Below are 26,413 nucleotides of genomic sequence, written 5' to 3'. Positions count from 1 at the left end.
CAAACACGGTGCGTCGGCCGTTGCACGCGACAGCCGGCGCGCTGCCGTGCCGTTATCTCGGATATTCGAGCTGCATCGCGACGAAGTCGGCCGTGCGCGGCCCGTAGCGCGCATCGATGGATTGCAGCGTCTGGTCCAGCGCTCGCGCCGGCGGCAGGTTGACGGCGGCCGGCGGCGTCTGCTGTGCCGGCCAGTCGGCCGCGATCCTGTCCGGCAGGATGCGGAGGCCGCTGCGGCTCGTCCGCGCCTCCGCCGTGGCGGCGAAGGTGAGCGCGTGCGAGCGATAGGTGCGGGACCACGCATCGGCGATCAGCGCAAGTGACACCTCGTCGATATCAGGCGTCAGCGCGATGCCGAGTTGCTCGCGGTTCCAGAATGCGAGCGTGTTGGCGATCGCCGTCAGTGCAAAGGGGCGTGTGAACTGGAAGGCTTCGCTGCGGTGGCGCGCATCCCATTCCGCAAGTCCGATGTCGCGGGCGACGGCTAGCGCCTTGGCGCGGCCGGCGATGGCCTCGACCAGGGTCAGGGCCATCGGCATGGACGCGGTGATGCCGGTCGTCGTCACGACGCCGCGGTCGACCACCAGCCTGCGGTCCGCGATATAGCGGATCGCGGGATGCTTTTGCAGGTCGCGCACGGAATACCAGTGCGTGGTGGCCCGGCGGCCGTCAAGCAGCCCGGTATTGGCAACGACCATGGCGCCGACGCAGACGCCGATGACGATCGCGCCCTTGCCGGCCTGGTCTTTGATCCACTGCAGGGCCACGGCATCGTCTTCGCGGCTCATCGCCGGCACGATGACGTAATCCGCGCCATCGGGATGCGCAGCATCGAACTCGGCGATCGTCGCATGCGGCTGCACTTTCAATGCGGGATAGAGTGCGACGGGTCCGGGCTGCGTCCCCAATGTGAGGACGTCGGCGACATCGGCGCGCGCGAGGATGCCGTACGGCATCAGATAGTCGGTGGTCTCGCTCATCTCGTTGATACCGACGATGGCGATCAGGGGACGCTTGCGCTTTGGCGGCTTCAACGCCGCAAGCGTCGCCTCGGTCTCGTCCTTGGATATCGCAGGCGCGGTCCCCTGAGCCGGCGGGCCAGGCAGCAAGAACAGCCAGGTTCCACCGATCGCCGCCAGCAGTGCCACGCAGCCGACGCCACACCACGCCAGAATGCGCCATATCATGATGGTGTCACCCGATCCTCGTTGCTTCACGCGAGGCGGAAGCTAACCGCTGGCAACGACATCAGGAATGACGCAGATCCGGCAAAATCGGCCATCCGCGCGTTGGCTTGTCGCGCCGCGGGCGGCGGAGACTATCTCAGCCCCTCGTACACCATCAGCCCGCGTGCGATCTGCAATTTGCGGATGGTGCGCGGCAGGAGTTTCTCCGGCTGGTGCAGATAGCGCCAGGAGGTGAGGGTGAAGGCGGAGAGCGTGCCGCATTCGTCGTCGAACGGCGCGAGCACGCCTGTCACGCTTACCGGCGTGTGCGGGCGGGCGTTGAAGGGGAGCAGCAGCAGTTCGAGATGCGCCTTGCTGCCGTCCGCGCGCACCGCGGTGACGCCGGCGATCGCGCCGAGCGTCTCGTCGGCAACGATTGTCGTGATCTCCTCGATCTCGCTGCGGCTCGCTTCAGTGAACAGCGCCGCAAAGCTCTGGTCCTTGAGGTCTGTTCCTGCGAGCGCGCAGACGCGCGTGCCGGCGACGCGAAACGGGAAGCCGAGGTTCGGCTCGCAGGACAGCACGAAGATGTCGCCGAGCAGGCCGCGGACCGCAGCCGGGTCGATGTCGGCCCGGTCAGGGGCCCGCGCAGTGCCGCGCTTCTTGTTCCAATACGCGAAGAACGCGCGGCTCGACGGATGTTTCATGTCTGAACGCTAACCCCCGGGCGCGACCTCACGGGACAAACCTGTCCCGCTTCAGTGCACCCGCGATCCCTTCTCTTGTTGTGCAGGAGGGGATTTGCAGCGTCCATGCCGCAGCGGCGTTTTCGGCCCTGTTGTGCCTGCCTTTGCGTCGTTAACGTTAAATTAACTATGCGCTTTGTGCCGGCCGCGTGCCTGTTATGGTGACCGCGGTCGCAAGCCTCGCCGCTTTCTCCAGGTTCTCGGCAAGGCCTGTACACAGGGCGTCAAACAGTTTGGTCACGGGCCGCGGGGAGGGGTGGGGATACTCCTTATCTCTCCGGCCACCGGAAGACCGACACGGACAGGCAGGGCTTTCCCAGGGCCCTGCCTTTTCCGTTTGTGCACTTGCGCAGGGACGGTAAAGGCGACTATCTCCAAGCCTACCGCTCCGATCGCGCCTGAAAGCGAAGCTGCCTTGGATTCCCCGCAAGATTCGTCACCGCAAGGTCCTCAGCCGGACTTGCCTGCCGTCGTCGAGGAGGCTCCGCGGGAGCCGATCCTGACGCTGCCCGCGGCGCTGACCGCCTATATCCTGCTTTTGGCGGTGATCCATCTGCGGGTGTTGCTGCCGCCGGAGCTCGAGAACTGGACCATCGACGTGTTCGGCTTCATCCCGAAGCGCTACGATTCCTCGCTGCTCAATCTGCAGATCCCGGGCGGGGCGGGTGCGAAGGTCTGGACTTTCGTCACCTATTCGCTGCTGCACGCCAATCTGACCCATCTCGGCTTCAACGTGCTGTGGCTGCTGCCGTTCGGCAGCGCGCTGGCGCGGCGCTTCGGCGCGGTCAGGTTCTTCGTCTTCCTGGCGGTGACGGCGGCGGCCGGCGCGCTGGCCCATCTCATCACCCACGAGCATGCGGTGGCCCCGATGATCGGCGCCTCGGCCTCGGTGTCGGGCGCGATGGCAGCGGCAATCCGATTCGCCTTCGTCCGCGGCAGCTTCCTGTCGTTCAGCCGTTCGGACGCCGATACCGCCGCAAAAGTTCCGGCGCTGCCGCTCTCGCGCGCGCTGCGCGACGGACGGGTGATCGGCTTCCTCAGCGTTTGGTTCGGCGTCAACATCATCTTCGGCGTCGGCGCGATCGGGATCGATTCCGAGACCACGAGCGTCGCCTGGCAGGCGCATATCGGCGGCTTCTTTGCCGGTCTGCTGCTGTTCGCCCTGTTCGATCCCGTGCCGCGCGTTCGAGGCGATGCTGCGGATGCGTCATCACAGGACATTTCAAACCGTATTTGAAGCGGCGCTTGCGGCGCGGCCCGAATTCATCCATCATTCCCGAGAACAATGTTTCGAAGCCGCAAGCTGCTAGCGACGACGCTTCGCAACGCGCCTGAGCGTGAAACCGGCGCCAAAACTGTTAGTTGAAGACTCGAAGAACAAGTTCGGATCGCCTCGAGGGCGGACGGCTCCGATTCAGGGAGGCTGCAATGACGGTACGTTCCATTCTGAACAACAAGGGGCACCAGATCGTGAGCGTCGAGCCCGACGCCAAGCTGGCCGCCACGATCAAGCTGCTCGCTGAGAAGAAGATCGGCGCGGTGCTGGTGATGAACCAGAGCCGACTCGAGGGCATCCTGTCGGAGCGCGACATTGTGCGCGTGCTGGGCGAGCGCGGCGCCGGCGTGCTGGAGGCGCCGGTCTCGGACGTCATGACCCGCAAGGTCGTGACCTGCAAGGAGACCGACACCGTGGCCGAGCTCATGGAGATGATGACGTCGGGCAAGTTCCGCCATTTGCCCGTGATCGACAACGGCAAGGTGGTCGGCCTGATCTCGATCGGCGACATCGTCAAGCGCCGGGTCCAGGAATACGAGTCGGAGCAGGAAGCCCTGCGCGACTACATCAAGACGGCCTGACCGGCCTCACAACTGACCTCATTCCTGTGCTTTCGGCGCGGTGCCCTCGGGCGCCGGCGCCAGCACATGGATGGCCTCCTGGATCGAATCCAGCGCGCGCTCGGCTGCACGGGTGCCGAAGGCGATGAGCTCATCGGCGCGGTGGAAGTCGAACCAGCCGATCTGGCCGACCCGTGGCGTGATCAGCATGTCAGGCGGATCGCCGGCGAGGCGGGCGCGGGTGATGCGGTCCTGCATGATGTTGAAGGCATCGACCATCACCGAGGAGATGCCGGGCCGCCCGCCGCCGCCGAAGAACTCGCGCTTCACGGTTTTCTCCGGCGAGAACAACCGCGGAAAGCGCCGCTTGACCGTCGTCTCCCCGGCCTCGGGCGCCACCGTCGCCGGCATCGCGCCGTGCGAATAGATCGTCGTGGAATGGGTGAAGATGTCGCTGGAAAGATTTGCGGCGATGACGATTTCGGCGCCGAGCGCCCGGGCGGCCGAAACCGGTACCGGATTGACCAGCGCGCCGTCGACCAGCCAGCGGTCGCCGATCAGCACCGGCGCGAAGATGCCCGGCAGCGCATAGGAGGCGCGCATCGCGTTGACCACGCGGCCGCGTGTCAGCCAGATCTCGTGGCCGGTGCGGACCTCGGTCGCCACGGCCGCGAACTTGATCGGAAGGTCCTCGATCTGGGTTTGGCCGCAGGCCTCCTCGAGCCGGATTGCGAGCTTCTCGCCGCCGATCAGGCCGGAGCCGTTGAGGCGGATGTCGAGATAGCCGAGGATGTTGCGCATGCCTTGCAGGCTGCGGCCCCATTCTTCCAGCGTGTCGAGCTGGCCGGCCGCATAGAGGCCGCCGACCACGGCGCCGATCGAGGTGCCGACCACGACGTCAGGCACGATGCCGTTGGCGAGCAGGGTCCTGATGATGCCGATATGGGCAAAGCCGCGCGCCGCGCCGCCGCCGAGGGCGAGGCCGATGACCGGCCGGCGGATGCTGCCGAGTCCCACCTTCTCGCCATTGGAGCCCCGACCCTTCAATCTGTCCAGCACCGAAACCCTCCTAACGCCGAGGCCAGCCCGTATCACCAGACTAGGCACCGCTGTTGCGCTCCGCCAGATCAGGGGTGAAGCATGGTTTATGCCGCTTTGCGAAGGGCACGGGGCAGGAGTATGGCGAGGGATGGTTGGCTCCGGGGTAATCACGTAAGCGTCAATCGGGTTCCAGCGGTCGCGCGCGGGGCCGTATTTCCTGGGGTTTCAGAGGCTTGAATTTGCCGCGTTTTCGGTGAAAAGCAGGAAGTATGACACGCGGGGGTGACGGCATCATCGGATGGCGGCGCAGCGGCAGGCTGCTGCCGGCGCTGATCCTTGCCGCGTGCCTCGTTACCTCAGGCCAAACTGCTGCGCAGGCGCAGCTTTTCTCCGATCGTCCGCCGCCGGTGCCGCCGGCATCGGTGCCCGACCCCGGCGGAGCCGTCAGCCTGGCGCCGCCCTCCGGCCTTGGCGCGGGACCCCCAAGCCTGCCGCCGACGCTGATGCAGCCCGCGACGCCCAGCATGCCGCCGCCCGCGGTCACGACCGTGCCACCGGCCGCCCCGCTGAACGCGGCCGTGCCCGGGCAGGGCGTGCTGTCGCTGACGGCGAAATACGGCAAGGACTCTCCGCCCATCACCAGCGGCCTGGTCTGGCGCGTGTTCGCCGACCGTCCCGACGAGAACGGCACCTTCAAGCTGATCCGCGAGGACCGCAACGCCACGCCAAACATCGTGCTGCCGCCCGGCAATTACGTCGTGCATGTTGCCTTCGGCCTCGTCAGCGCGGTGCGCACCGTCGCCCTGAAGGCGGAGACGGACCGCGAATCCTTCGTGCTGCCGGCGGGCGGCCTGCGCATCGAGGGCCGCGTCGGCACCAGCCGCATTCCGCAGAACCAGATCTCGTTCGCGATCTACAAGGGCAGCCAGTTCGAATCCGGCGAGCGCGCATCGCTGGTGCCGAACGTCGCCGCCGGTGACGTCGTGCTGATTCCGGAGGGCACCTACTACATCGTCTCCAACTACGGCGACGCCAATTCGGTGGTGCGCTCGGACATCCGCGTCCAGGCCGGCAAGCTCACCGACGTCACCATCACCCACCGTGCCGCCGTCATCACCCTCAAGCTGGTCAGCGACAGGGGCGGCGAGGCGCTCGCCAACACCGCCTGGTCGGTGCTGACCCCTGGCGGCGACGTCATCAAGGAATCGATCGGCGCCTTCCCGCGCGTCGTGCTCTCCGAAGGCGAATACCGCGCCATCGCCAAGAACGAGGGCAAGGTCTACGAGCGCGGTTTCAACGTCGTCAACGGCGTCGACGGCGAAGTCGAAGTCGTCGCGCGCTGAAGCATGATTCGGAAAAGTGCGCAGCGCTTTCCGAAAAGATCATGCTTGAACAACAACCTGAAGCGCGATGACGATTCACCCTGATCGCATCGCGCTTCTGAAGCGGCGCTGCGTGCAGCCTGACTTGACGCACCGCACGATCGTTCTCATCCAGCGCACGGACGTGCATCTCTTGTTACCGCCAGATCGGTCCGGGGTGCCGGGAGCAACCGCTCTTCGCCGCCGCACCCCGTGTTTTTGACCAAATGGCCTCTTGGGGACGGAGGAAACACCGCTGACCACGGCTTATTCCCGCACCGCGGCTTCGTCACACTCCGGCGCACGATACGAATTTCCGATCATCTATTTTATTCTCTTTCCACCGCACTGGGTTATATGTCGGTCATCCATCTAATGGGGGTAGCCGGAGCAGGCCTGTGCGTCTGCGAGACCGGCAAGGAGCAGGGACCAAGCCCGTCGGCATGTTCGAAGTGATCCTTACCAGGCGCAAGCGGTTTGGCTGGCGATGGCAGGTGTGCGACCAGTCCGGCAAGATATTTGCCGATGGCTTCGAGCGCACCCGGCCGTCTGCCAAATATCAAGGCGAGCGCGCGTTGTTCTTTCTGTTGTCGCAGGCCTATCTGCGCAACCGCTCCGCCGCGTCCAGCGAGGACTAGCGGCGCCAACGGGCAACAGGCTCACCTAGACGTCGACGACCAGCTTGCCCTTTGCTGCGTGATCGCGGATCAGCGCATAGGCGTCGCCGACATTCTCCAGCGTAAAATGCCTGGCATCGAGCAGCGGCACCAACTTGCCCGCCTCCACCAGGCGCGTCGCTTCCATCATGATCTCCCCATGATGCGCGCGCCCTTCGCCCGACAGCAGCGGCAGCAGCGTGAACACGCCGGAATAGGTTGCGGCGCGGAACGACAGCGGCGCAAGCGCGTGCGTCCCCCAGCCGAGCGCACTCACCACATGGCCGAAGCGGCGCACCGCTTCAAAGGAGGCGTCGAGCACCTTGCCGCCGACGGTGTCGTAGACGACGTCGAAGCCGCGGCCGCCGGTATGCCGCGCAACATAGGTTTCGACAGGCGTGTTGCGGTCGATGAACATGGCGCCAAAACCTTCGATCGTGGCGCGCTGCGCCGCCGAGCCGGTTGCGAACACGTTCGCTCCGAAGGCGCGTGCGATCTGGATCGCGACATGGCCGACGCCGCCGGCGCCGCCATGAATCAACACCTTCTGGCCGGCCCCTAGCGACGCGCGGTCGATCAGGCCTTCCCAGGCCGTGATGAAGATCAGGGGCAGGGCTGCCGCTTCCCGCATGGCGAGATTGGCGGGCTTCGGTGCCAGCAGGTCGGCATCGACAGCGGCGAATTCGGCCAGCGATCCCTGCACGCCGCCGACGCCTCCGGTCATGCCATAGACTTCATCGCCCGGCTTGAACCGCGTCACCTCGTGTCCGGCCTGCTCGACCACGCCGGCGAGATCGATGCCGGGAATTGCAGGCAGCGGATGCCGCGCATGCGGCGCCGTGCCGGCATGGATCTTGGTGTCGAGCGGATTGACCCCGCTCGCGCACACCCGGACCAGCACCTCGCGCGGGCCGATTCCGGGCGTGGAGATGGTCGAGAGCCGCAGCGGCGCGTTGTGCGCCTCCAGCACGGCTGCACGCATTGTCGATCGTTCGGTCATGATCGTTCCGCTCCATTGTCGCCCTCCTATATGCCCATGAATTTTTGCATGAAAAGCAACGACGATGTACGATCAACGTGCATTATTGCATGAGGGTTTCCGATGGACTGGAGCGATCTGCGCATCTTCCTGGCGATCGCGCGCGAAGGCACGCTCGGGGCTGCCGCGCGAAAGATCGGCCAGACCCAGCCGACCATGGGCCGGCGGCTTCGCGCGCTCGAACAGGCGTTGGGGCAGACGCTGTTCCAGCGCACCGCCGACGGCTTCGTCCTCACGGACGAGGGCACCGCCGTGCTGCGCCATGCCGAGCGGATTGAGGAGGAAGCGCTCGCCCTTCAACGTCACGCCTCCGGCGCGGAGACGCAGCTCGATGGCCTCTTGCGCCTGTCGTCGTCGGACTGGTTCGGGACGGTGATGCTCGCGCCGGTGATCGCCGCCTTCGGCAAGCGTCATCCGAGGGTGACCGTCGAACTCCTGACCGATGCGCGCCTCTACAGCCTGCCGCGCCGCGAAGCCGATCTCGTCTTCCGCATTAAGCCGTTCAGCGAGCCGGAGATTATTTCCAGGAAGCTGCTGCACATTCCTTACGCGCTCTATGGCAAGAAGGGCAGCAAGCCGCCGCGCGCCGGCGACGGGCGTGGCGTCCGCGTCGTGACCATGAACGTCGAATTCGCCGACATGCCCGATGCGGCCTGGCTGAAACGCGCGCTGCCCAACGCGGAAGTGGCTTCGCGCAGCAACAACAGGCAGGCGCAGGCCGAGCTCTGCGCGAGCGGCGGCGGATTGGCGGTGCTGCCGCGCCCGCTCGGCGACCGCGACCGTCGCCTCGTCGCGCTTGACATCGGTACGTCGCCGCCCGGTCGCGATACCTTCGTCGGCTATCACCGCGACCTCAAGCGCCTGGCTCGCCTGCGCGCGCTGCTGGACCTGGTGATCGAGCGGTTGGCGGGCACGCACCCGTAGCAGCCCGGATGGAGCCAACGCCGGGGCTACCAGACCTTGCGTTTCCCGTCGGGCAAAACACCCAAGCCATCGGTCAAGACGTCTCGCCGAAAATATTCCGCTTTACCGAAATTCGGAAACGGCGTATGTGTCGCCGCAACCCGGCCCATGGAAGAGGGGCGTATCGCGATCGTCACGAACGCGGGCCGGGCGGCGGTGGACGCAGATGGCGTTGGCGCGAACGGGCTTGCAGGGCGGGCAACCGTGAGCAGGGTCGTCGCGCATACGACCGGTGCCATCAGCGTACGGCAAAATCGTGTGGTCCTGGCGCCCGGGGTCTGTGCGCCAAGTCTTGCGGTGGCGTTGCGGCCCGACCGGGTTCGCACCGTCAGTCATTCGCAAGGCGACGGGGGCAATAGTGCATCGCTCCCCGGGGAGATCACGACATAAGCCGTTCCAACCACTGCGCAGGGAAGGCCGGGATGTCCCCGGTTGCCCTGTTACCCGCTATGCATCGAAGCGCACGCAGTTTGCGTCCGGCATGGCGGTCCACGGGAGCCAACCGGCTCCCGGCCTTCCCTGCGCCCTCTCCATTTGAGGGTGAGACATCGACGCAAAGCTCGGGTGGAATGAGCCGCGAGGATGCACAGCTGTGTCTGCAATTGAACTGCGAATTGGAGGGCGGCCCTGCCACCCACACACTCCGTCATTGCGAGCGCAGCGAAGCAATCCAGATTCTTTCCGCGGAGGGACTCTGGATTGCTTCGCTGCGCTCGCAATGACGGCGTTGAGACAGTGCATCCCAACATCGATCTCGTGTCCCGGACGCAGCGCGAAGCGGTGCTCTGCAGAGCCGGGGCCCATGCAACAGCGCGTTGCGGCATTGCGCCGCGTCCGGGACACGAGAGCATCGCCTTTGCACAACTGTCATAGTCTCTAACGCCCACTAACCAACGCCTGACTTAAAACTGTCATAATCGCCGAATGGAACCCGCGCCTGCGCGCTTTTTACACGTCGTTAAGCGCGTCTGCATTGGATGCGCCGGCAAAGTGCGTTGGGGACTGCCATGAATGCCGCGAAGAGGGTGTCGGGAAAACCGGCCACCGAAATGTTTGACGACATCCCGGTGCTTCAGCGCAAATGGCATGCGGCATTGAAGCCGGGCGAGCGGCTGCCGCGCTATGAGGACGTGATGCTCGGCAGCCTCGGACGGCTCGCCGATCACATCGCGCTGCTGAAGAACGACGGTGCGCTCGTACTGTCGCGCAGCGGACGCTACGTGCAGAAATGGCTCGGCGAGGAAGCCTGGGACATTCCCGTCGCCGAGCTGTCGCCCGATTGTGCCACGGCGCTGTCGGAAGCCGCGGCGAGCGCGCTTGCGACCGGACGGCCGCACCGGGGCAGAGCGCATTGCGTGCGCGACGGCATGGTCAGGACCTACGACGTGCTGGCGCTGCCGACGTCCTCGCGCTGGGGCGCGACGCTGGTCGGCGCCTATGTCAACGAGCGCGGCGCGCAATACAATCTCCTCGACGCGATCTTTTCCTCGACCGACGATGCGGTGGTCTCCCTCGTGATGCTGCGCGATGCGGGCGGCAAGCCGTTCGATCTTCAGGTCGTGCATCACAACAAGAGCGCGGGCGCGCTGCTGAAGGTTGCGAGCGGAAGCCTGTTGTGGCGGCGGATCGGCGAGGGCGGCACGCTGCTGGCCTTGCCCGAGGTGATGGAATTCCTGTTCAAGGCCGTTCTGAGCGGCCGCGGCGAGCACTTCGAGATCGAGAGCGAGGCACGCTACCTCAGGCTCAGCGCCACCGCCTTCGCCGACGTGGTTTCGCTGACGATCTCCGATGTCACCGCGCTGAAGCGGCGCGACGCCTCGTTCCGCCTGCTGTTCGACAACAATCCGATGCCGATGTGGGTGTTCGACGCGCAGACCAAGGCGTTCCTCAGCGTCAACGACGCCGCGGTCCAGCATTACGGCTACAGCCGCGCCACCTTCCTGCGCATGAAGCTGCACGAGATCTGGCCGGAGGACGAGTGGGACAGCCACGCCGAGGCACTGGAGCGCCTCGGCGACGCCTACCACTCCTCGCGCAACTGGCGGCATCTGCGCGCCGACGGCAGCGAGATCGAGGTGCTCACCTTCGGCCGCCGCGTCGCCTTCGACGACCGCGACGGCTACCTGGTGGCGGTGGTCGACATCACCGAGCGGCGCAAGGCCGAGGCCCGCATCGCCCATATGGCGCACCATGACGGGCTCACCGACCTGCCGAACCGCGAGTTCTTCCAGGAGCGGCTGAAGCAGGCGCTGGACCAGGCCGATGGAAAACGGGTCGGCGTGCTCTACATGGATCTCGACCTGTTCAAGAACATCAACGATTCCTTCGGTCATCCGGTGGGCGATCGCCTGCTGAAGCAGGTCGCCGAGCGCCTGACCACCGCGGTCCGCGGCGCCAATCTCGCGGCGCGGCTCGGCGGTGACGAGTTCGCCGTCATCTTGGCCGCCGACGTCTCGCCGAACGAGGCCAGCGCCTGCGCGTCCTTGCTGATCGATATGGTGAAGGCACCTTATGATCTCGACGGGCAGGAGATGGTGATCGGCGCCAGCATCGGCATCGCGCTGTCGCCGGGCGACGGCACGACGCCGGAAGAGTTGATGCGCAATGCCGACATGGCGTTGTACCGGGCGAAGTCCGATGGCGGTGGCGTGCACCGCTTCTTCGAGCGCGAGATGGACCTCCAGGCGCAGAGGCGCCGTGACATGGAGCTCGACCTGCGTCGTGCGTTCGCCAATGGCGAGTTCGAGCTGCACTATCAGCCGCTGGTGTCGATCGCCTCCGACCGCATCTCCGGCTTCGAGTCGCTGCTGCGCTGGCATCACCCCGACAAGGGCATGATCTCGCCGGCGGAGTTCATCCCTGTTGCCGAGGACATCGGCCTCATCATCCAGCTCGGCGAGTGGGTGCTGCGCGAAGCCTGCGCCGAGGCGGTCAAATGGCCAGCCGACGTCAAGGTCGCGGTCAATCTGTCGCCGGCGCAATTCCGCAGCCGCAACCTGGTTCAGGTGGTGATTTCGGCCTTGGCGCAGTCCGGCCTGTCGCCGAAGCGGCTCGAACTCGAAATCACCGAGTCGATCTTTCTGGCCGAGACCGAGGCCAATCTCGCGACCCTGCATCAGTTGCGCGAACTCGGCGTCGGCATTTCCATGGACGATTTCGGCACCGGCTATTCCAGCCTGAGCTATCTCCGCAGCTTTCCCTTCGACAAGATTAAGATCGACCGCTCCTTCGTCAAGGATCTGGCGCAGCGGCCCGACTGCGGCGCGATCGTGCGCGCGATCTCCGGGCTCGGCCGCAGCCTCAACATCACCACGACCGCGGAGGGGGTGGAGACTGAAGATCAGCTCGACTGGCTGCGCGCCGAAGGCTGCAACGAGGTGCAGGGATTCCTGTTCAGTGCCGCGCGGCCCGCGGCCGAGATCGGAAAGCTCCTCGCCGAATTCGGTGAGCGCACCTCACGGGCGGCGTAGTGCGGGCGGATAGCAGTCGTAGACAAGCGCCTTGAACGCGGGTGTGATGCGGCCGCGCTCGTTCTGGGTCTGTTGCATCATGAGGTAGACCATGTCGAGCTTGGGATCGACGCCGAAATAGGTGCCGCTCCCGGAGTCCCATTTCAGTTCGCCAAGCGAGCCCGGCGGCGGCGGTTTCGCGTTGCCGGGATCGGTCCGCACCGCAAGGCCGTAGCCATAGCCGAAGCCGTCGCCCGGGAAATAGAAATAGTCGCGTGCGACGCCGGAGCCCGGTCCGATGTGATCGGTCGTCATGGCCTTGAACGCGGCCGGGCTGAGATAGCGCCTGCCCGCGAACTCGCCGCCGTTGAGCAGCATCTGCGAGAAGCGTTGATAGTCGGTGATGGTCGAGAGCAGGCCGCCGCCGCCGGATTGCCATTCCGGATGGGCGAGGCGCTCGCGTTCGCCGGCAAGCAGGATGAAGTCGTTCGGCAGCGGCCGCGCCATCCGCGCAAGCTCGTCCTCGGTCGCGAGCACGAATTTGGTGCTGTTCATGCCGAGCGGGTCGAAGATGCGCTGTTTCAGGAATTGATACAGCGTCTGGCCCGAGACGATCTCAATGATGCTGCCGAGCACGTCGGTGGAATGGCCGTAGCGCCACAGCGTTCCAGGCTGCCGTGCCAGCGGCAGCCTGGCGATCCGGTCGGCGAACTCCCTGTTGTTGAAAGGACCTTCGAAGATGTCGGCCGCCTTGTAGGCATGCTCGACCCATTCGGCTCCGATATAGTCGTAGCTGATACCCGAGGTGTGCCGCAGCAGATCCTCGATATTGACGGGACGGACCGGGGCCACGAAGTCAAGTTCCAGCTCGCCGTGTGGATCGGTGGTCTGGAGGCCCACCTTGGTCTTGGCAAAGAGGGGAACGTATTTGGACACGGGATCGGTGAGCGCAAGCTTGCCCTCGTCGATCAGCATCATCGCGCCAAGGCACGTGATCGGCTTGGTCATGGAGTGGATGGAGAAGATCGTGTCCGGCGTCATGGCGAGGCCGGTCCTGGTGTCGCGCACGCCGAAGGTCTTCAGATAGACCGGCTTGCCGTGCTGCTGGACCAGGATCACCGCGCCCGGCAGCCGGCCGCTCGTCACCTCGTTGTCGAAAAACGCCGTGATGCGATCGAGCCCCTCGGATGAGGGAGCGGGAATATCGGCAGCACGGCTTCGCACCATCGCACCGGCGAGCATCGCGGCCCCGACAAGAAATTCACGCCGTCGCATCCGGGCTTCCTCCCCCGCCGGGATCTAAGCCGCGCAACGTTCGAGTCGTCAACAAGACATCGATTAAAAGCGCGTCACGATTTCCGAAAGGAACGGTCGCGGACGGTCCTCGCTCGGCTTGGTCGGCGTGCCGATATGGATGAAGCCGGCGAGCTTTTCGTCCGGCTTGAGGCCGAGCCCATCAAGCACGTCGCGGTCGAACGAGAACCAACCAGTCAGCCAGCAGGCGCCGTAGCCGAGCGCGGTGGCGGCGGTGACGATGTTCATGGCGCTGGCACCTGCCGACAACTCCTGCTCGAATGCCGGCACCTTCGGATGCGGCTTGGTGAAGCTGACGATGCCGATCACCAACGGCGCATCGGTGAGGCGCTTGCGCTCGATCTCGACGTCGGCCGCCGGCGCGCCGGGATTCTTCCGGGCGAAGACCCTCGCGATCACCTCGCCGGCACGCTGGCGGGCATCGCCCTCGAAGATGATGAAGCGCCAGGGCGCGAGCTTGCCGTGATCGGGCACGCGCGCTCCGATGGTCAGGATCGTCTCGAGTTCGGCCGGCGAGGGGCCGGGGCCGGTCATTTCGCGCGGCTTGACCGAGCGGCGGGTCTTCAGGAGTTCGATGGCGTCGGGCACTGCGATGTCCTCTTCGGCTGGTCGTCGGGCGTGCCATGCCGAGATAGGCATGCACGCCCGCAACCGGAAGCGAATTTAGATCGATTTCAGGGATCAGACGCCGCCACGCGCCCGCCGGACGTCCGGCGGGGTCGCCTCGTCGACGAGGGCGGCGATCGCCTCGGCGGTCGTCATCACCTTCTGGCCGTCGCTGCCGAGCCGGCGGACCGAGACCGAATGCGTCTCGGCTTCCTTCTTGCCGACCACGAGCAGCGCCGGGATCTTGGCCAGCGAATGCTCGCGGACCTTGTAGTTGATCTTTTCGTTGCGCAGATCGATCTCGACCCGAAGCCCGGCGCGCCGCGCCTGCTCGAGAACCTGCTTGGCGTATTCGTCGCCTTCCGAGGTGATGGTCGTGACCACCGCCTGCACCGGCGAGAGCCAGAGCGGGAAGTTGCCGGCATAGTGCTCGATCAGGATGCCGATGTAGCGCTCCATCGAGCCGCAGATCGCGCGGTGCACCATCACGGGCGGCTTCTTGCCGCCGTCATGGTCGATGTAGAACGCGCCAAATCGCTCCGGCAGGTTGAAGTCGACCTGCGTCGTGCCGCATTGCCAGTCGCGGCCGATGGCATCGCGCAGCACGTATTCGAACTTCGGCCCGTAGAAGGCGCCTTCGCCCGGGTTGATCTCGGTCTTGATGTGATTGTTCTGCGACTGGATCTCGCGCAGCACGGTGGCCATCACGCGCTCGGCGTGATCCCACATCGCATCGGTGCCGACGCGTTTCTCCGGCCGGGTCGAGAGCTTCACCGTGAGATCGCCGGTGAAGCCGAAGTCCGCATAGGTCGACAGGATGAGATCGTTGATCTTCAGGCACTCCTCGGCCAGCTGGTCCTCGGTGCAGAAGATGTGCGCGTCGTCCTGGGTGAAGCCACGCACGCGCATCAGGCCGTGCATGGCGCCCGACGGTTCATAGCGATGCACCACGCCGAACTCGGCAAGGCGCAAGGGCAGGTCGCGGTAGCTCTTCAGGCCGTGCTTGAAGATCTGCACGTGACCCGGGCAGTTCATCGGCTTCAGCGCGAACCAGCGCTTGTCCTCGGCTTCGTCGCCGGCCGACTGTGCCGCGAACATGTTCTCGCGATACCAGCCCCAATGGCCCGAGGTCTCCCACAGCACCTTGTCGAGGATCTGCGGCGCGTTGACCTCGTTGTAGTCGCCGGTGAGGCGGCGGCGCATGTAGGCGATCAGCTGCTGGAAGATGGTCCAGCCCTTCGGATGCCAGAACACGACGCCCGGACCTTCCTCCTGGAAGTGGAAGAGGTCGAGCTCGCGCCCGAGCTTGCGATGGTCGCGCTTCTCGGCTTCCTCGATCTGCTTGAGGTAGGCGTCGAGATCGTCCTGCTTGGCGAACGCCGTGCCGTAGATGCGGGTCAGCATCGGGTTGTTGCTGTCGCCGCGCCAATAGGCGCCGGCCACCTTCATCAATTTGAAGGCATTGCCGACCTTGCCGGTCGAGGTCATGTGCGGGCCGCGGCAGAGATCGAACCAGTCGCCCTGGTAGTAGATCTTGATCGGCTCGTTGCCGGGAATGGCATCGACCAGCTCGACCTTGAAGGCCTCGCCCTTGTCGCGGAACACCTGCTTGGTCTTCTCGCGATCCCAGACCTCTTTCGTGAACGGTTTGTCGCGCGCGATGATCTCGCGCATCTTCTTCTCGATCGCGGCAAAGTCTTCCGGAGTGAACGGCTCGTTGCGGAAGAAGTCGTAGTAGAAGCCGTTCTCGATCACGGGACCGATGGTGACCTGGGTGCCCGGCCACAGCGTCTGCACGGCTTCCGCCAGCACGTGCGCGCAATCGTGGCGGATCAATTCCAGCGCTCGCGGATCGTCGCGATTGACGAGCTCGATCTTGGCGTCGGCCTCGATCGGGTCGTTGAGATCGGCGAGCGCACCGTCGAGCGCCATCGCAACCGTGCGCTTGGCCAGCGACGGCGAGATGCCCTTGGCGATATCGAGGCCGGTGATGCCCTTGTCGAACTGGCGCTGGGCGCCGTCGGGGAAGGTGAGGGTGACTCTGGGAGCGGGAGTCACGGGCTTCAGATTGGAGAGGCTGTACTGGAAGCCGGACTCGGATTTGGGCTGGTCGGTCATTGCTTTTCTCCTGAGGCTCACTCCTGCGAACGAGCGCAGGTAAGCGGGAACGAGCGATATATCAGGCGATTCGGCCTGTGCAATCCGGCATTTCCAAGAAAGTGACGCGCAAAACCCGGGACATTGCACCAACTATCTCGAGCAGCGCCCTTCAACTGGCCGCAAGCCTGCTCTACATGCACTTGCATGGAAAAAGCCCCCGCCGCCGGCCGTTTCGCGCCAACCGCCTTGATGCTCGGCAATCTCGTCACCGGCTGCTCGGTGCTGGCGCCGGCGGGCATGCTGCCGGAATTGGCGACGGGACTTCAGGTCAGCATCCATGCGGCCGGGCTCCTGATCACGTTCGGTGCGGTCACGCTGTGCATCGGCTCGCCGCTGACGGCCTGGCTCACCAGCCGCATCGAACGGCGGACGCTGCTCGCAACGACGCTTGCGGTGCTCGCCTTCGGCAATCTCGCTTCGGCCTTTGCGCCCGACTACGCCAGCCTCCTCGTCATTCGCCTCGTGATGCTCGCGGTCGGCGCGCTCTACACGCCGCAGGCCGCCGGCACGGCAGCGCTGATCGTGCCGGCCGAACGGCGCGGCAGCACCATAGCATACATTTTCCTTGGCTGGTCTTTGGCGGCCGCCGTCGGCCTGCCGCTGATCACCTTCATCGCCAGCCGCTATGGCTGGCGCTCGGCCTATGGCGGGATCGGCGCGCTCGGCTGCATCAGCCTGCTGCTGTTGCTGCTGCGCCTTCCGGCGGGCCTGAAGGGCGCACCGGTAGATCTGAAGACATGGGCCGCGGTCGGCCGGAGCAGGACGATCCTGCTGCTGCTTGCGATCACGATGTTGCAGATGTCGGGGCAGTTCGTGGTGTTCACCTATATGGGCCCGCTGCTCAACAGGCTCACCGGCGCGGGTGCCGATGCGATCGGCATGGTGTTCGCGCTTTACGGCATCTGCGGCTTCCTTGGCGTTGTCATCGCGACCCGCATCGTCGACACCTCGGGGCCCTATCGCACCTCGTTGCTGTTCACCTGCCTGCTGTTTGCCGGGATGACCGGCTGGGCGCTCGGCGCCGGCTCGCTCGTCTTGATGGCGGGCGCGGTTGCGATCTGGGGACTCGGCTTTGCCTCGACCAATTCGATGCAGCAGGTGCGGTTGGTCGCGGCTGCGCCGCCGCTGGCCTCGGCGACAGTCGCGCTCAATAGCTCGGTCCTCTATATCGGCCAGGCGGTCGGCTCCGCCGTCGGTGGGCTGCTGTTTGCCCGCGAGCTCTTGCACACGCTCGGCTTCATCGCGGTCGGGTTCGTCGTGCTGTCGCTGATCCTGTTGGTGCTGACCCGGCCACGGCCGGCGGCTGCCACAACCGCCTGAACGCCGTCTTTCCTGTGCGCAAGGTGCTTGGCAAACCTCGCGGGAGAGCGTTAGAAGGCCGGTCATGGGGACCAAAGAGAGTTGACTGAGATGAGGATGATTCTGGCGGTTGCCGCGGTGCTCTATTCAGCTTCCGCATTTGCGCAAACCGAGAAGCCACCGATGGTCGGGGACAAGCCGCTGGTGCAGGTCAAGCCGAAGGGAACCAAAGAGGCAGCGGCCAATCCCGCCGCGGCAGCGAAGGGCAAGCCGCAGTCGATTGCCGTCCGGCTCCAGGCCTGCCTCGAGATCGACGACGGCACCAAGGATCGCCTCAACTGCTACGACGCCGTGATCCCGCCGGCGCCGAAGCCGAAGCCGGCGAAGGCCAAGGGCTACGCCGATTGCCGGTTCTTCAAGGAAGAGGACGAGCGGCTGGCCTGCTTCAACGGCTTTGCCGAGAGCATTCCGAAGCTGCCCAAGAACTGATATTCGCCAGGTCAGGGCTCAGTCGCTGATCGAGCTGAGCAATTGGGCCTAGCGGCTCGATGCGGATGGATTGGTCGAGGCGACGCGCGTGAGCGCGAGCGACGGCGTTGCGGACATCTTCACCAGCACGTCCTTGAGCGGATCCCGCGTCCAGGCGCGGGTCACGTAATCGCGATGTGTGATGCCGTCGCCGGTCTCCACGAACACCACGCTGCCGGGACGGAGCGGCCCGTCCATGTCCTCGGCGACGCTGATGCCCTTCTGCCGCAGCATGCTCATCAGCTCACGGTCGCGCCGCGCCGTGTAGCGGGTGTAGGAGCTGACGAAGAAGCCGGAACGGTGGCTCTCGATCCAGGAGGCGAACTTGTCGAGTTCGCCGTAGATGGCGTCGAGCAGCACCACGCCGCGGACACGGTCGCTGATGCCGCCGACCTCCAGGCTCCAGGCCGTCGGCAGGAAGCCGCCGCTGTAGCCGACGATCACGATCGGCATGTTGGCGAAGGCGCGCGCACTGTTCGGATCGCCGCTGAGGCGGGCGAGATGGTCGGCCGATTCCGCCATGAAGCGCTTGAACCCGCCCGGTTGCCAGAACTTGCCGGCGCTGGAATCGGCGGCATCGACGGCCATTTGCGGTGCAAGGAGCACGGCATTGGCGCCGGAATCGCTGATCTGCTTGGGCACCAGCTGACGGTCGCGCACGTCGCGCTCGAGCGTCGCGCCATTGCCGTGGAAGAACACCACGATCACACCGGGCTTGTGCACGTCGAAATGCTCGGGCACGTGCACCAGCACCCGGCTGTCGCTGTAGGTCTCGTCCTGCCAGAACACGCGACCGGAATAGCTGCGGTGGCCGCGGCGGTCGCCCTTGGAAATGTTGAGGAAGGGCGCATCGGAGGCGGGGTTGTTGCCGAAATAGGGGAAGGCCGACGACTTCATGCTGACGAGTGTCGTCAGGTCGTCGCGCGGCGGGCGCTTGTAGGGGACCTGCGGCTCGAGCGAAGCCACCTTGTAAGGCGCTTGCTCCGGCGGTTGTTGCTGAACGGCGCGCCTGGGCGAGAAGTCCGCCATCTGCCGTTGCAGGAAGCTTTCGCTCGCCGAGGGAAAGCGCTCCTTGAACTGCGGGGCGGGGAAGCGGTCCTCGAACGTGTCGCCGCTTGCCACGCGTGGGTTGGAGGTTTGCGAACTGGTTTTGGCGACGACCTGGACATTCGCCTGCGAGCTCGTTGCCAGCGCCGCTGGATCGGGCGCCTTGCCGCATTGAACCAGCGTCAGCGACAGCGGCACCAAGGCCGAGATCAGGCCGCCCCGGAGCGCACGCCTGCCCGCATCGGACGTTGTCCGATCGGCACGACAGTCAGCTCTCAGTCTCGGAACGGCCCCGAACATCCACCCATGACCCCAAGTCACGACATCAAGTCCGTCGGCATGCTTTCAGACAATTGAGCCGACTGGCTTTAGGCGACGTTAAGCGTCCGGAGAACTTCCCCACATCCGGAACGCTCAAAAGGACCATGCAATCGTGTCCTGATTGTGGGGAGCGCGAACGGGGAATTTCGGGGCAATCCAGGCGTCATTGTCCAAAAGCGTGGTTGGTCGGTGTTTTGGTACCCGCTACCGTTGCCTCATTTAACCCTTGTTAACCCTGCTTGAATTGACTGGGCCAAGCTGCACGATGGCCCACGAGGCGAGACGCCTGAAGTTAAGGACCCCGATGACGGCATCAGATGCGGGAACCGCAGCCTGGATGGGCCGGCTGACCGGGAGCGGGGCCGGGGTCTCCGTTCCGGTCGCAACCGCCATCGTCGTGGCCGACATGATCGGGGTCGGTGTCTTCACCAGCCTCGGCTTCCAGGTCAAGGACATCCCGTCCGGCTTCTCGATCCTGCTGCTCTGGACCGTCGGCGGCATCGTCGCGTTGTGCGGGGTGTTCGCGTACAGCGAGTTGGGCGCGATGTTTCCGCGCTCGAGCGGTGAGTACAATTTCCTCGGCCGCACCTATCATCCGGCCTTCGGCTTTCTCGCCGGCTGGGTGTCGGCCACGGTCGGCTTCGCGGCGCCGGTTGCGCTCGCGGCGATGGCGTTCGGCGAATACGCCAAATCGGTTGTCCCGGATCTGCCGCCGATCCCGCTTGCCATCGGCGTGGTGTGGCTGGTCTCGCTCGTGCAACTGACCGGAGTCCGGCACTCCTCGACCTTCCAGCTGATCTCGACCATCCTGAAGGTCGTCCTGATCATCGCCTTCCTGGTCGCCGGCTTTGTCGTCGGCGCGCAGCAGCCGATCGCCTTCACGCCGCAGCCGGGCGATCTCGCCCACATCGTCAGCGCGCCGTTCGCGATCGGCCTCGTCTTCGTGATGTATTCCTTCTCGGGCTGGAATGCCGCGACCTACATCATCGGCGAGATGAAAACGCCGCAGCAGAGCCTGCCGCGCGCGCTGCTTGTGGGCACGCTGATCGTGCTCGTGCTGTATGTCGCGCTGAACGCGGTGTTTCTCTACACCACGCCGGTGAGTGCGCTTGCCGGCCAGCTCGACGTCGCCAGCGTCGCCGGCAGCGCCATCTTCGGCAGCCTCGGCGGCCGGATCGTCGGCGCCATGATTTGCGTCGGCCTGATCTCCTCGATCAGCGCGATGATGTGGATCGGGCCGCGCGTGATGATGACGATGGGGGAGGACATTCCGGCCCTGCGCGTGTTTTCGAGGCGATCGGCGAGCGGTGCGCCGGCCTATGCCGTCCTGTTCCAGCTCGCCATCGCCAACCTGCTGTTGTTCACGCGCAGCTTCGAGGCGGTGCTCGACTTCATCCAGTTCGCGCTGTTGTTCTGCTCGTTCTTCACGGTCGCCGGCGTCATCAAGCTGCGCATCACCGATCCCGACCTGCCGCGGCCCTATCGCGCCTGGGGATACCCGTTCACGCCGCTCGTTTTCCTGCTCGTGACCGCTTTCATGATGTACTACCTCTTGACCGAGCGGCCGGTGCAGTCGCTCTCGGGAATGCTCGTCATGCTCGCGGGCCTGTTGATCTATGCTGTGTTCCGCAGGCGGCCGGCTGCCGCCGGCAACTCATCACACCGCGAATAGAGATGTTTCGACCCATGCGAATTGCGGCGCTCGCTCTTGCCCTGCTGGCTGCGGTCGTCTCGTCCGCGCATGCTGCCGACGCCAGCTTCGACGACACCGCGCGCTTCCTTGCGGGCATGCAGCCTTCGGCGGACTCGCCGCTGGTGCCGCTCACCAAGGATCCGGGCTGGCAGCGCCATGCAAAGTTCTTCGACGGCGCCTTCGCCCAGCTCGAACAGCGGCAGCTCTCCAATATCCGCAGCTGGGCCGACGCCAATCTCGCCGCGCCCCGGCCGACCATGTTCTACATGTTCAGCGGCCCGGATTTCCTCTACGCCGATGCCTTCTATTCCAAGGCCAGCACGTATGTGCTCGGCGCGCTGGAGCCGGTCGGCGCCGTGCCCGACCTGACGCGGCTGCCGCGTGGTTCGGTCGCCGCCGCGCTCTACAATGTCGAGCGTTCGCTCGGCTCGATCCTGAGCTTCTCCTTCTTCATCACCAAGCAGATGAAGGTCGACCTGCGCGCCAACCAGGTCAACGGCACCTTGCCGATCCTCTATGTCTTCCTCGCGCGCTCCGGCAAGACCATCCGCAATGTCGAGATGATCGCGCTCGACGACAAGGGCGGGGTGCATGTCGGCGACGACAATCCGGGACGAAACGCGACGCGCGGCGTCCGCATCACCTTCGCCGGCAGCGATGGGGAAGCGCGCACGCTGTATTATTTCTCGACCGATCTATCCAATTCCGGTGCGCGCGCCGCGGGCTTCCTGAAGTTCTGCGAGACGCTCGGGCCTGGCAACAGCCTGCTCAAGAGTGCGTCCTATCTGTTGCACTCCGGCAATTTCTCCGTCGTGCGCGACTGGCTGCTTGCCAACAGTGCCACCATCATCCAGGACGATTCCGGCATTCCGCTCGCGAACTACAACGCGCGGCAATGGCGGTTCTTCCCTTTCGGCCGCTATCTCGGTCCCATCGACGAATTCCCCGGCCGTTACCAGGAGCGCTATGCCGAACTGTTCACGCGCGCCCAGCCGATCGATTTCGGCGTCGGCTATCGCTGGCGGATGCGCGAATCGAATTTGCTGCTGTCGGTGAAGGTGCCGGGCAGCGAGGCTGCGCCGACTGCGGAGACCACTTCGGCTACCGAGCCGCCGCCAAGGCCTCCGCGCCCGAAGCGGCTGCGGCCGCCGGAGTCGATTCCGCCGTCACAGGGCCGTTTCTTCTGGTTCCGGTAGGCTATTGCCGAGGCTGGGCGTCAAGACGCCTGGGCCACGACGACCAGCACTTCGGCCTTCTGCCGGCCGAGGCTCCTGACCTCATGCGGCGTCTCGCCTGAAAAATACAGGCAATCTCCCCTGCCGAGGACGAGCTCTTCGCCATCGAGCTTGATCGCGATCCTTCCGTTGATGACGAACAGCAGCTCCTCGCCCGCATGCGAGGCGCGCGTGGCTGCCTTGTGCGGCGGGCTCAGCAGAAAAGGCTCCATCATCTTGCGGGTGCGACCGGTCGCCAGCGGGACCACGCCAAACGTGTCCTGGAACAGCGGCACACTGCCGTCCTGGCGGCGGAACAGCGTGTAGCGCGGTGCCGGCTCGGCGTTCGGGTCGAAGAAATTCGCGACATTGACCTCGAGCGCTGCGGCCATCCGCAGCAGGGCTGCGAGGGAGGGGATCTTGAGGTTGCGCTCGACCAGCGAGATGTAGCCGCGGGTGAGGTCGCTTTGCCTCGCAAGCTGGTCCAGCGTCAGGCCCTTGGCGATCCGCGCCTGGCGGATGTTGGCCCCGACCGCTGTCGCTTTGCTGACGTCAAGCACGCATGAGTCTCCCGAACTGCTGAAGCCTGTTTTGCAACAGAAGCCGCCGGACTGCCAGCCCGGCGGCCGGCAAGGCCCTGCGCCGGTCGCCGGCAAGCGTATTCCACTAGAAAACTCCTGAGCAGAAATTTCGAGCAAGGGCGCGGATATTATGAGCAGGTGAATTGGTATAACGCCGATATTCGCTGAATTTTGGTGCAAATCGTCCGCATTGCCGCGATCGTCGGCATTTGCCGCGTTCCGCGGCGTTGATTTCCAATAGTAAACATGATCGATTTTACCGTCGCGGCTGCCGATGGGCACCGCGACCGAGCCAACTGCTTTTCCCAGGCGCCGGTACCTTTTGGAGAGATCGATGACCGTAGCAGACGACGTAACCCTGAACGTAGCGCCGGACGAGGCGGCGAGCTTGCGACGGATCGTGTGGTCGAGCGTGATCGGCACCGCGGTCGAATGGTACGACTTCCTCATCTATGGCACGGCGACCGCGCTGGTGTTCAACAAGGTCTTCTTCGCCGCCGGCAACCCCGCGCTCGCCACCATCGCGGCCTTCGGCACTTACGCCGTCGGATTTCTGGCGCGGCCGCTCGGAGCTGCGATCTTTGGCCATTACGGCGACCGGGTCGGCCGCAAGGCGATGCTCGCGATCACGATCATGGTGATGGGCATCGGCACCTTCCTGATCGGCCTGCTTCCGACCTACCAGCAGATCGGCATTGCCGCGCCGGTGCTGCTGATCGGATTGCGCTTTCTCCAGGGTATCGGCCTCGGCGGCGAATGGGGCGGCGCCGTGCTGATGGTGGTCGAGAACTGCCCGACGCATCGCCGCGGCCTGCTCGGCAGCATGGTGCAGGTCGGCAACCCCATCGGCAATCTCGCCGCGATCGGCATGTTCGCGCTGGTGGCGAGCCTGCCGGAAAGCGACTTCATGACTTACGGCTGGCGCATCCCCTTCCTGATCTCGATCCTCCTGGTCGCCGTCGGTCTCTACATCCGCCTCAACATGGAAGAGACCGCCGCCTTCCGTCAGGTCCAGGCCAAGAAGGAAGTCGCAAGCCTGCCACTGCTCGAGATCTTCAGGCACCACCGCCGGCCGTTCTTCACCGCGGTCGGTCTGAAGATCTCCGAGATCGCCTATGCCAGCATCGGCGGCGTGTTTGTGATGTCCTATGCCACCGCCAATCTCGGCCTGCCGCGCGCGGTGGTGCTGAACGGGGCGTTCGCCGCATCGCTGGTCGCGCTGCTCGCTATCCCGCTGTTTGGCTGGCTGTCCGACCTGGTCGGCCGCAAGACGATGTTCTATGCGAGCTGTCTTTTCTCGGCGCTGTTCGCCTTCCCGCTGTTCTGGCTGCTCGATACCCGCGATCCGACGATCGTTGTCTGCACCATCGTGGTCGCGATCACCTTCGGTCAGATGGTCATGTTCGGTATCGGCGCGCCCTGGTACTCCGAGCTGTTCACCGCGCGGCTGCGTTACAGCGGTGCTTCGCTCGGGTTCCAGGTCGGTGCGGCCCTGAGCGGCGGGTTGACGCCGCTGATTGCGGCCTCTCTGATGGCCTGGAGCGGCGGCGCAACCTGGCCGGTCTCGCTGCTGCTCGTCGCCTGCGCCGCCATCACCGCGATCGCGACCACGTTCGCGCCGGAGATGGCGAACAAGGAACTGACCTGATCCCGCGGCGCCGCTGCCGGCGGCGCCACGGCTTCTCAAAAGGATTTGTCATGCTTGATACGATCAGCGCCGGTGCGGCGCAGGGCGCAGCACAGCTCGGCTGGACCGGCGTGGTGCGCTTCCTCCATCTCACCCCGCGCGCATTCCTGCCGATGCGCGCAGCCGAGACCATCACCCTCGTCGCCGGGAAAGGAATCGAGGGCGACCGCTACATGATCGGCAAGGAAGAGGGGTTTTATTCGCACAAGCCGGAAGAGGGCCGGCAGGTCACCCTGTTCGAACTCGAGACGCTGGTTGCGCTGAAGCGCGACGCCGGGATCGAGCTGGGCCCGGAAGAGCATCGGCGTAACGTCACGGTCGAGGGCGTGCCGCTGAATCATCTCGTCGGCCGCCGCTTCTGGCTGGGCGAGACCCTGCTGGAAGCGACGCGGCTGTCGGTGCCGTGCCGGCATATCGAGGAGATCACCGGCAAGGCGATCTTCGATCCCCTGATCAATCGCTCCGGCCTCAACTGCAAGATCCTGCAAGGCGGCGTCGTCAGGGTCGGCGATACCGTGCGGAATGCGGCATGAGCGCGCGACCGATCACGACGGTCAAGACGGTCGTCACCGGCATCGAGGAGGCGGGGGCAGGCATCAAACTGTTCACGCTGGCAGATCCCGACCGGTGGGAACTGCCGCCGTTCAAACCCGGCGCGCATATCGATCTGCATCTGCCGAACGGGCTGGTCCGCACCTATTCGCTGTGCAACGAGCCCGCGGACAACAAGCGCTATGTCATCGCGGTGAAGCGCGAAGCGGATGGACGCGGCGGTTCGCGGGCGCTGCACGACGAAATCGGCATCGGCGATGTCATCGGCGTGTCGCTGCCACGCGGCGGACTTGAGCCCCAAGCGCGCATCGCGCGCTACGTGTTCCTGGCTGGCGGCATCGGCGTGACGCCGTTCCTGTCCATGGCGCGGCATCTCGAACGAACGAAGCAAGCCGACTTCACGCTGCATCTGATCGTGCGTGAGGAGGTGCCGCTCGCCACGCATCTCGGCTCGCTGGTCGAAGAGGGGCGCATCATCGTGCATCGGACGTCCCGGAGCGGGCGTCCCGATCTCGCAGCGCTCGTCGGAGAGGGCGGATCTGAGACGATGGTCGCCTGCTGCGGCCCGGAAAGCATGACCCACGATTTCGAGCGGGTGACTGCAGCGTGGCCCGCTGCGAGCGTCCATATCGAGCGGTTCATCGCACCGCCACCGGTCATCGATCCCGACGCCAAGCCGTTCACACTGTCACTGGCGCGCTCGGGCGCCGAGATCGAGGTGCGGGCCGGCCAGACCATGCTGGCCGCATTACAGGAGGGAGGCATCGACATCGCGACATCCTGCTGCGGCGGCATCTGCGGCGCCTGCAAGGTCGGATGGATCGAAGGCAAGCCGGTTCACCGCGACCGCATCCTGTCGCCGTATGAACGCGAACGCTATCTCATGGTTTGCGTGGCGGGCTCGGATGCCGAGCGGCTGGTGCTGGATCTCTGAGCTACCAATGCACGCTCTGGCTCGGCACGATGAACGTCGTCGTGCTTGGCTGTGTCGCGAAGCTCCTCGCCAGATACCAACCTGAGCCGAGGACGAGCGCGAGCAGCGCGATGACGGCGAGCAGGTCGATGGTTCTGGGATCGTGTCCTCTGTGAGCGAAATTCGGACCATGCCGGTAGTGAAAATGAGGGCTGATTTTCCAGCGCATTGTTGTTTCCTCC

At 65.2% G+C, this 26,413-nt stretch carries 23 protein-coding genes; 13 read left to right on the top strand and 10 right to left on the bottom strand.

Annotation, left to right across the window (positions count from 1 at the left end; all coding sequences use genetic code 11):
• Positions 1–52 precede the first annotated feature (52 nt).
• Together FJV43_RS03410 and FJV43_RS03405 are read right to left on the bottom strand one after the other, a co-directional pair.
• Complete coding sequence (locus FJV43_RS03410) at positions 53–1,186, bottom strand: DJ-1/PfpI family protein (protein ID WP_239624621.1); 1,134 nt, start codon at positions 1,184–1,186, stop codon at positions 53–55.
• A 131-nt stretch (positions 1,187–1,317) separates the two neighbouring features.
• Positions 1,318–1,872 (bottom strand): PAS domain-containing protein, encoded by a 555-nt coding sequence (locus FJV43_RS03405; protein WP_239624619.1) that lies wholly within the window; start codon positions 1,870–1,872, stop codon positions 1,318–1,320.
• Between the two features lie 454 nt (positions 1,873–2,326).
• On the opposite strand from FJV43_RS03405, the gene FJV43_RS03400 reads away from it, so the two are divergent.
• Together FJV43_RS03400 and FJV43_RS03395 are read left to right on the top strand one after the other, a co-directional pair.
• Entirely contained in the window at positions 2,327–3,148 is an 822-nt protein-coding gene (locus FJV43_RS03400) for a rhomboid family intramembrane serine protease (RefSeq protein ID WP_061882822.1), read from the top strand.
• A 191-nt stretch (positions 3,149–3,339) separates the two neighbouring features.
• Positions 3,340–3,768, top strand: a complete 429-nt coding sequence (locus FJV43_RS03395; RefSeq protein ID WP_239624618.1) for a CBS domain-containing protein — start codon at positions 3,340–3,342, stop codon at positions 3,766–3,768.
• An 18-nt stretch (positions 3,769–3,786) separates the two neighbouring features.
• Here FJV43_RS03395 and FJV43_RS03390 read toward each other — a convergent pair whose 3' ends face one another.
• The gene (locus FJV43_RS03390; protein ID WP_239624613.1) at positions 3,787–4,806 is read right to left on the bottom strand and encodes a patatin-like phospholipase family protein; all 1,020 of its coding nucleotides are present in this window, start codon (positions 4,804–4,806) and stop codon (positions 3,787–3,789) included.
• 251 nt (positions 4,807–5,057) lie between these two features.
• Here FJV43_RS03390 and FJV43_RS03385 point away from each other — a divergent pair, with 251 nt between their 5' ends.
• Positions 5,058–6,131 (top strand): hypothetical protein, encoded by a 1,074-nt coding sequence (locus FJV43_RS03385; RefSeq protein WP_239624611.1) that lies wholly within the window; start codon positions 5,058–5,060, stop codon positions 6,129–6,131.
• A 416-nt stretch (positions 6,132–6,547) separates the two neighbouring features.
• Entirely contained in the window at positions 6,548–6,787 is a 240-nt protein-coding gene (locus tag FJV43_RS03380) for a hypothetical protein (RefSeq protein WP_239624609.1), read from the top strand.
• Between the two features lie 25 nt (positions 6,788–6,812).
• Here the strand turns inward: FJV43_RS03380 and FJV43_RS03375 are convergent, their stop codons facing one another.
• Positions 6,813–7,805: a zinc-dependent alcohol dehydrogenase family protein gene (locus tag FJV43_RS03375; protein ID WP_239624607.1), complete on the bottom strand. Its 993-nt coding sequence runs from the start codon at positions 7,803–7,805 to the stop codon at positions 6,813–6,815.
• A 102-nt stretch (positions 7,806–7,907) separates the two neighbouring features.
• Between FJV43_RS03375 and FJV43_RS03370 the strand changes: the two genes are divergently transcribed.
• The gene (locus FJV43_RS03370) at positions 7,908–8,768 is read left to right on the top strand and encodes a LysR family transcriptional regulator (RefSeq protein ID WP_239624605.1); all 861 of its coding nucleotides are present in this window, start codon (positions 7,908–7,910) and stop codon (positions 8,766–8,768) included.
• Positions 8,769–9,814: 1,046 nt separating this feature from the next.
• The gene (locus tag FJV43_RS03365) at positions 9,815–12,277 is read left to right on the top strand and encodes an EAL domain-containing protein (protein ID WP_239624604.1); all 2,463 of its coding nucleotides are present in this window, start codon (positions 9,815–9,817) and stop codon (positions 12,275–12,277) included.
• On the opposite strand, the gene FJV43_RS03360 is transcribed toward FJV43_RS03365, so the two are convergent.
• The 3 genes from FJV43_RS03360 to thrS all read right to left on the bottom strand — a co-directional run bounded on the left by FJV43_RS03360 (position 12,263) and on the right by thrS (position 16,294).
• Complete coding sequence (locus tag FJV43_RS03360) at positions 12,263–13,531, bottom strand: serine hydrolase domain-containing protein (RefSeq protein ID WP_239624602.1); 1,269 nt, start codon at positions 13,529–13,531, stop codon at positions 12,263–12,265. The genes FJV43_RS03365 and FJV43_RS03360 overlap by 15 nt on opposite strands.
• A 63-nt stretch (positions 13,532–13,594) precedes the next feature.
• On the bottom strand, positions 13,595–14,158 hold the full coding sequence (locus tag FJV43_RS03355) for a nitroreductase (protein WP_197967649.1): 564 nt from the start codon (positions 14,156–14,158) through the stop codon (positions 13,595–13,597).
• A gap of 93 nt (positions 14,159–14,251) precedes the next feature.
• The gene (gene thrS / locus FJV43_RS03350) at positions 14,252–16,294 is read right to left on the bottom strand and encodes a threonine--tRNA ligase (protein WP_239624601.1); all 2,043 of its coding nucleotides are present in this window, start codon (positions 16,292–16,294) and stop codon (positions 14,252–14,254) included.
• A gap of 186 nt (positions 16,295–16,480) precedes the next feature.
• Between thrS and FJV43_RS03345 the strand changes: the two genes are divergently transcribed.
• A complete protein-coding gene (locus FJV43_RS03345) occupies positions 16,481–17,656 on the top strand; it encodes an MFS transporter (protein WP_239624599.1) in 1,176 nt (391 codons plus the stop codon).
• Between the two features lie 90 nt (positions 17,657–17,746).
• A complete protein-coding gene (locus FJV43_RS03340) occupies positions 17,747–18,124 on the top strand; it encodes a hypothetical protein (RefSeq protein WP_239624597.1) in 378 nt (125 codons plus the stop codon).
• 48 nt (positions 18,125–18,172) lie between these two features.
• Here the strand turns inward: FJV43_RS03340 and FJV43_RS03335 are convergent, their stop codons facing one another.
• Positions 18,173–19,510, bottom strand: coding sequence for an alpha/beta hydrolase (locus FJV43_RS03335; RefSeq protein ID WP_239624596.1), 1,338 nt, complete (start codon positions 19,508–19,510; stop codon positions 18,173–18,175).
• A 325-nt stretch (positions 19,511–19,835) separates the two neighbouring features.
• Here FJV43_RS03335 and FJV43_RS03330 point away from each other — a divergent pair, with 325 nt between their 5' ends.
• Both FJV43_RS03330 and FJV43_RS03325 read left to right on the top strand, forming a co-directional pair.
• Positions 19,836–21,203: an amino acid permease gene (locus FJV43_RS03330; RefSeq protein WP_239624594.1), complete on the top strand. Its 1,368-nt coding sequence runs from the start codon at positions 19,836–19,838 to the stop codon at positions 21,201–21,203.
• A 2-nt stretch (positions 21,204–21,205) separates the two neighbouring features.
• Complete coding sequence (locus tag FJV43_RS03325; RefSeq protein WP_239624592.1) at positions 21,206–22,420, top strand: hypothetical protein; 1,215 nt, start codon at positions 21,206–21,208, stop codon at positions 22,418–22,420.
• 20 nt (positions 22,421–22,440) lie between these two features.
• Here FJV43_RS03325 and FJV43_RS03320 read toward each other — a convergent pair whose 3' ends face one another.
• Positions 22,441–22,998, bottom strand: coding sequence for a cupin domain-containing protein (locus FJV43_RS03320; RefSeq protein ID WP_239624591.1), 558 nt, complete (start codon positions 22,996–22,998; stop codon positions 22,441–22,443).
• A 355-nt stretch (positions 22,999–23,353) separates the two neighbouring features.
• Here FJV43_RS03320 and FJV43_RS03315 point away from each other — a divergent pair, with 355 nt between their 5' ends.
• Genes FJV43_RS03315 through FJV43_RS03305 form a run of 3 tightly spaced genes read left to right on the top strand, consistent with a single transcriptional unit; the run spans position 23,354 to position 26,192 of the window.
• The gene (locus FJV43_RS03315) at positions 23,354–24,667 is read left to right on the top strand and encodes an MFS transporter (protein WP_239624589.1); all 1,314 of its coding nucleotides are present in this window, start codon (positions 23,354–23,356) and stop codon (positions 24,665–24,667) included.
• Between the two features lie 50 nt (positions 24,668–24,717).
• Positions 24,718–25,239: an MOSC domain-containing protein gene (locus FJV43_RS03310; RefSeq protein WP_061880570.1), complete on the top strand. Its 522-nt coding sequence runs from the start codon at positions 24,718–24,720 to the stop codon at positions 25,237–25,239.
• Positions 25,236–26,192, top strand: coding sequence for a PDR/VanB family oxidoreductase (locus FJV43_RS03305; protein WP_239624588.1), 957 nt, complete (start codon positions 25,236–25,238; stop codon positions 26,190–26,192). The genes FJV43_RS03310 and FJV43_RS03305 overlap by 4 nt, the downstream gene beginning before the upstream one ends.
• A 1-nt stretch (position 26,193) precedes the next feature.
• On the opposite strand, the gene FJV43_RS03300 is transcribed toward FJV43_RS03305, so the two are convergent.
• Positions 26,194–26,400, bottom strand: coding sequence for a hypothetical protein (locus FJV43_RS03300; protein ID WP_239624586.1), 207 nt, complete (start codon positions 26,398–26,400; stop codon positions 26,194–26,196).
• Positions 26,401–26,413: the final 13 nt, after the last annotated feature.

This window comes from Bradyrhizobium sp. I71, from assembly GCF_022354745.1.
Taxonomy (GTDB): Bacteria; Pseudomonadota; Alphaproteobacteria; order Rhizobiales; family Xanthobacteraceae; genus Bradyrhizobium; species Bradyrhizobium liaoningense.
The sequence above is the reverse complement of the archived record's forward strand: the minus strand, read 5'-3'. Positions and strand labels throughout refer to the sequence as shown.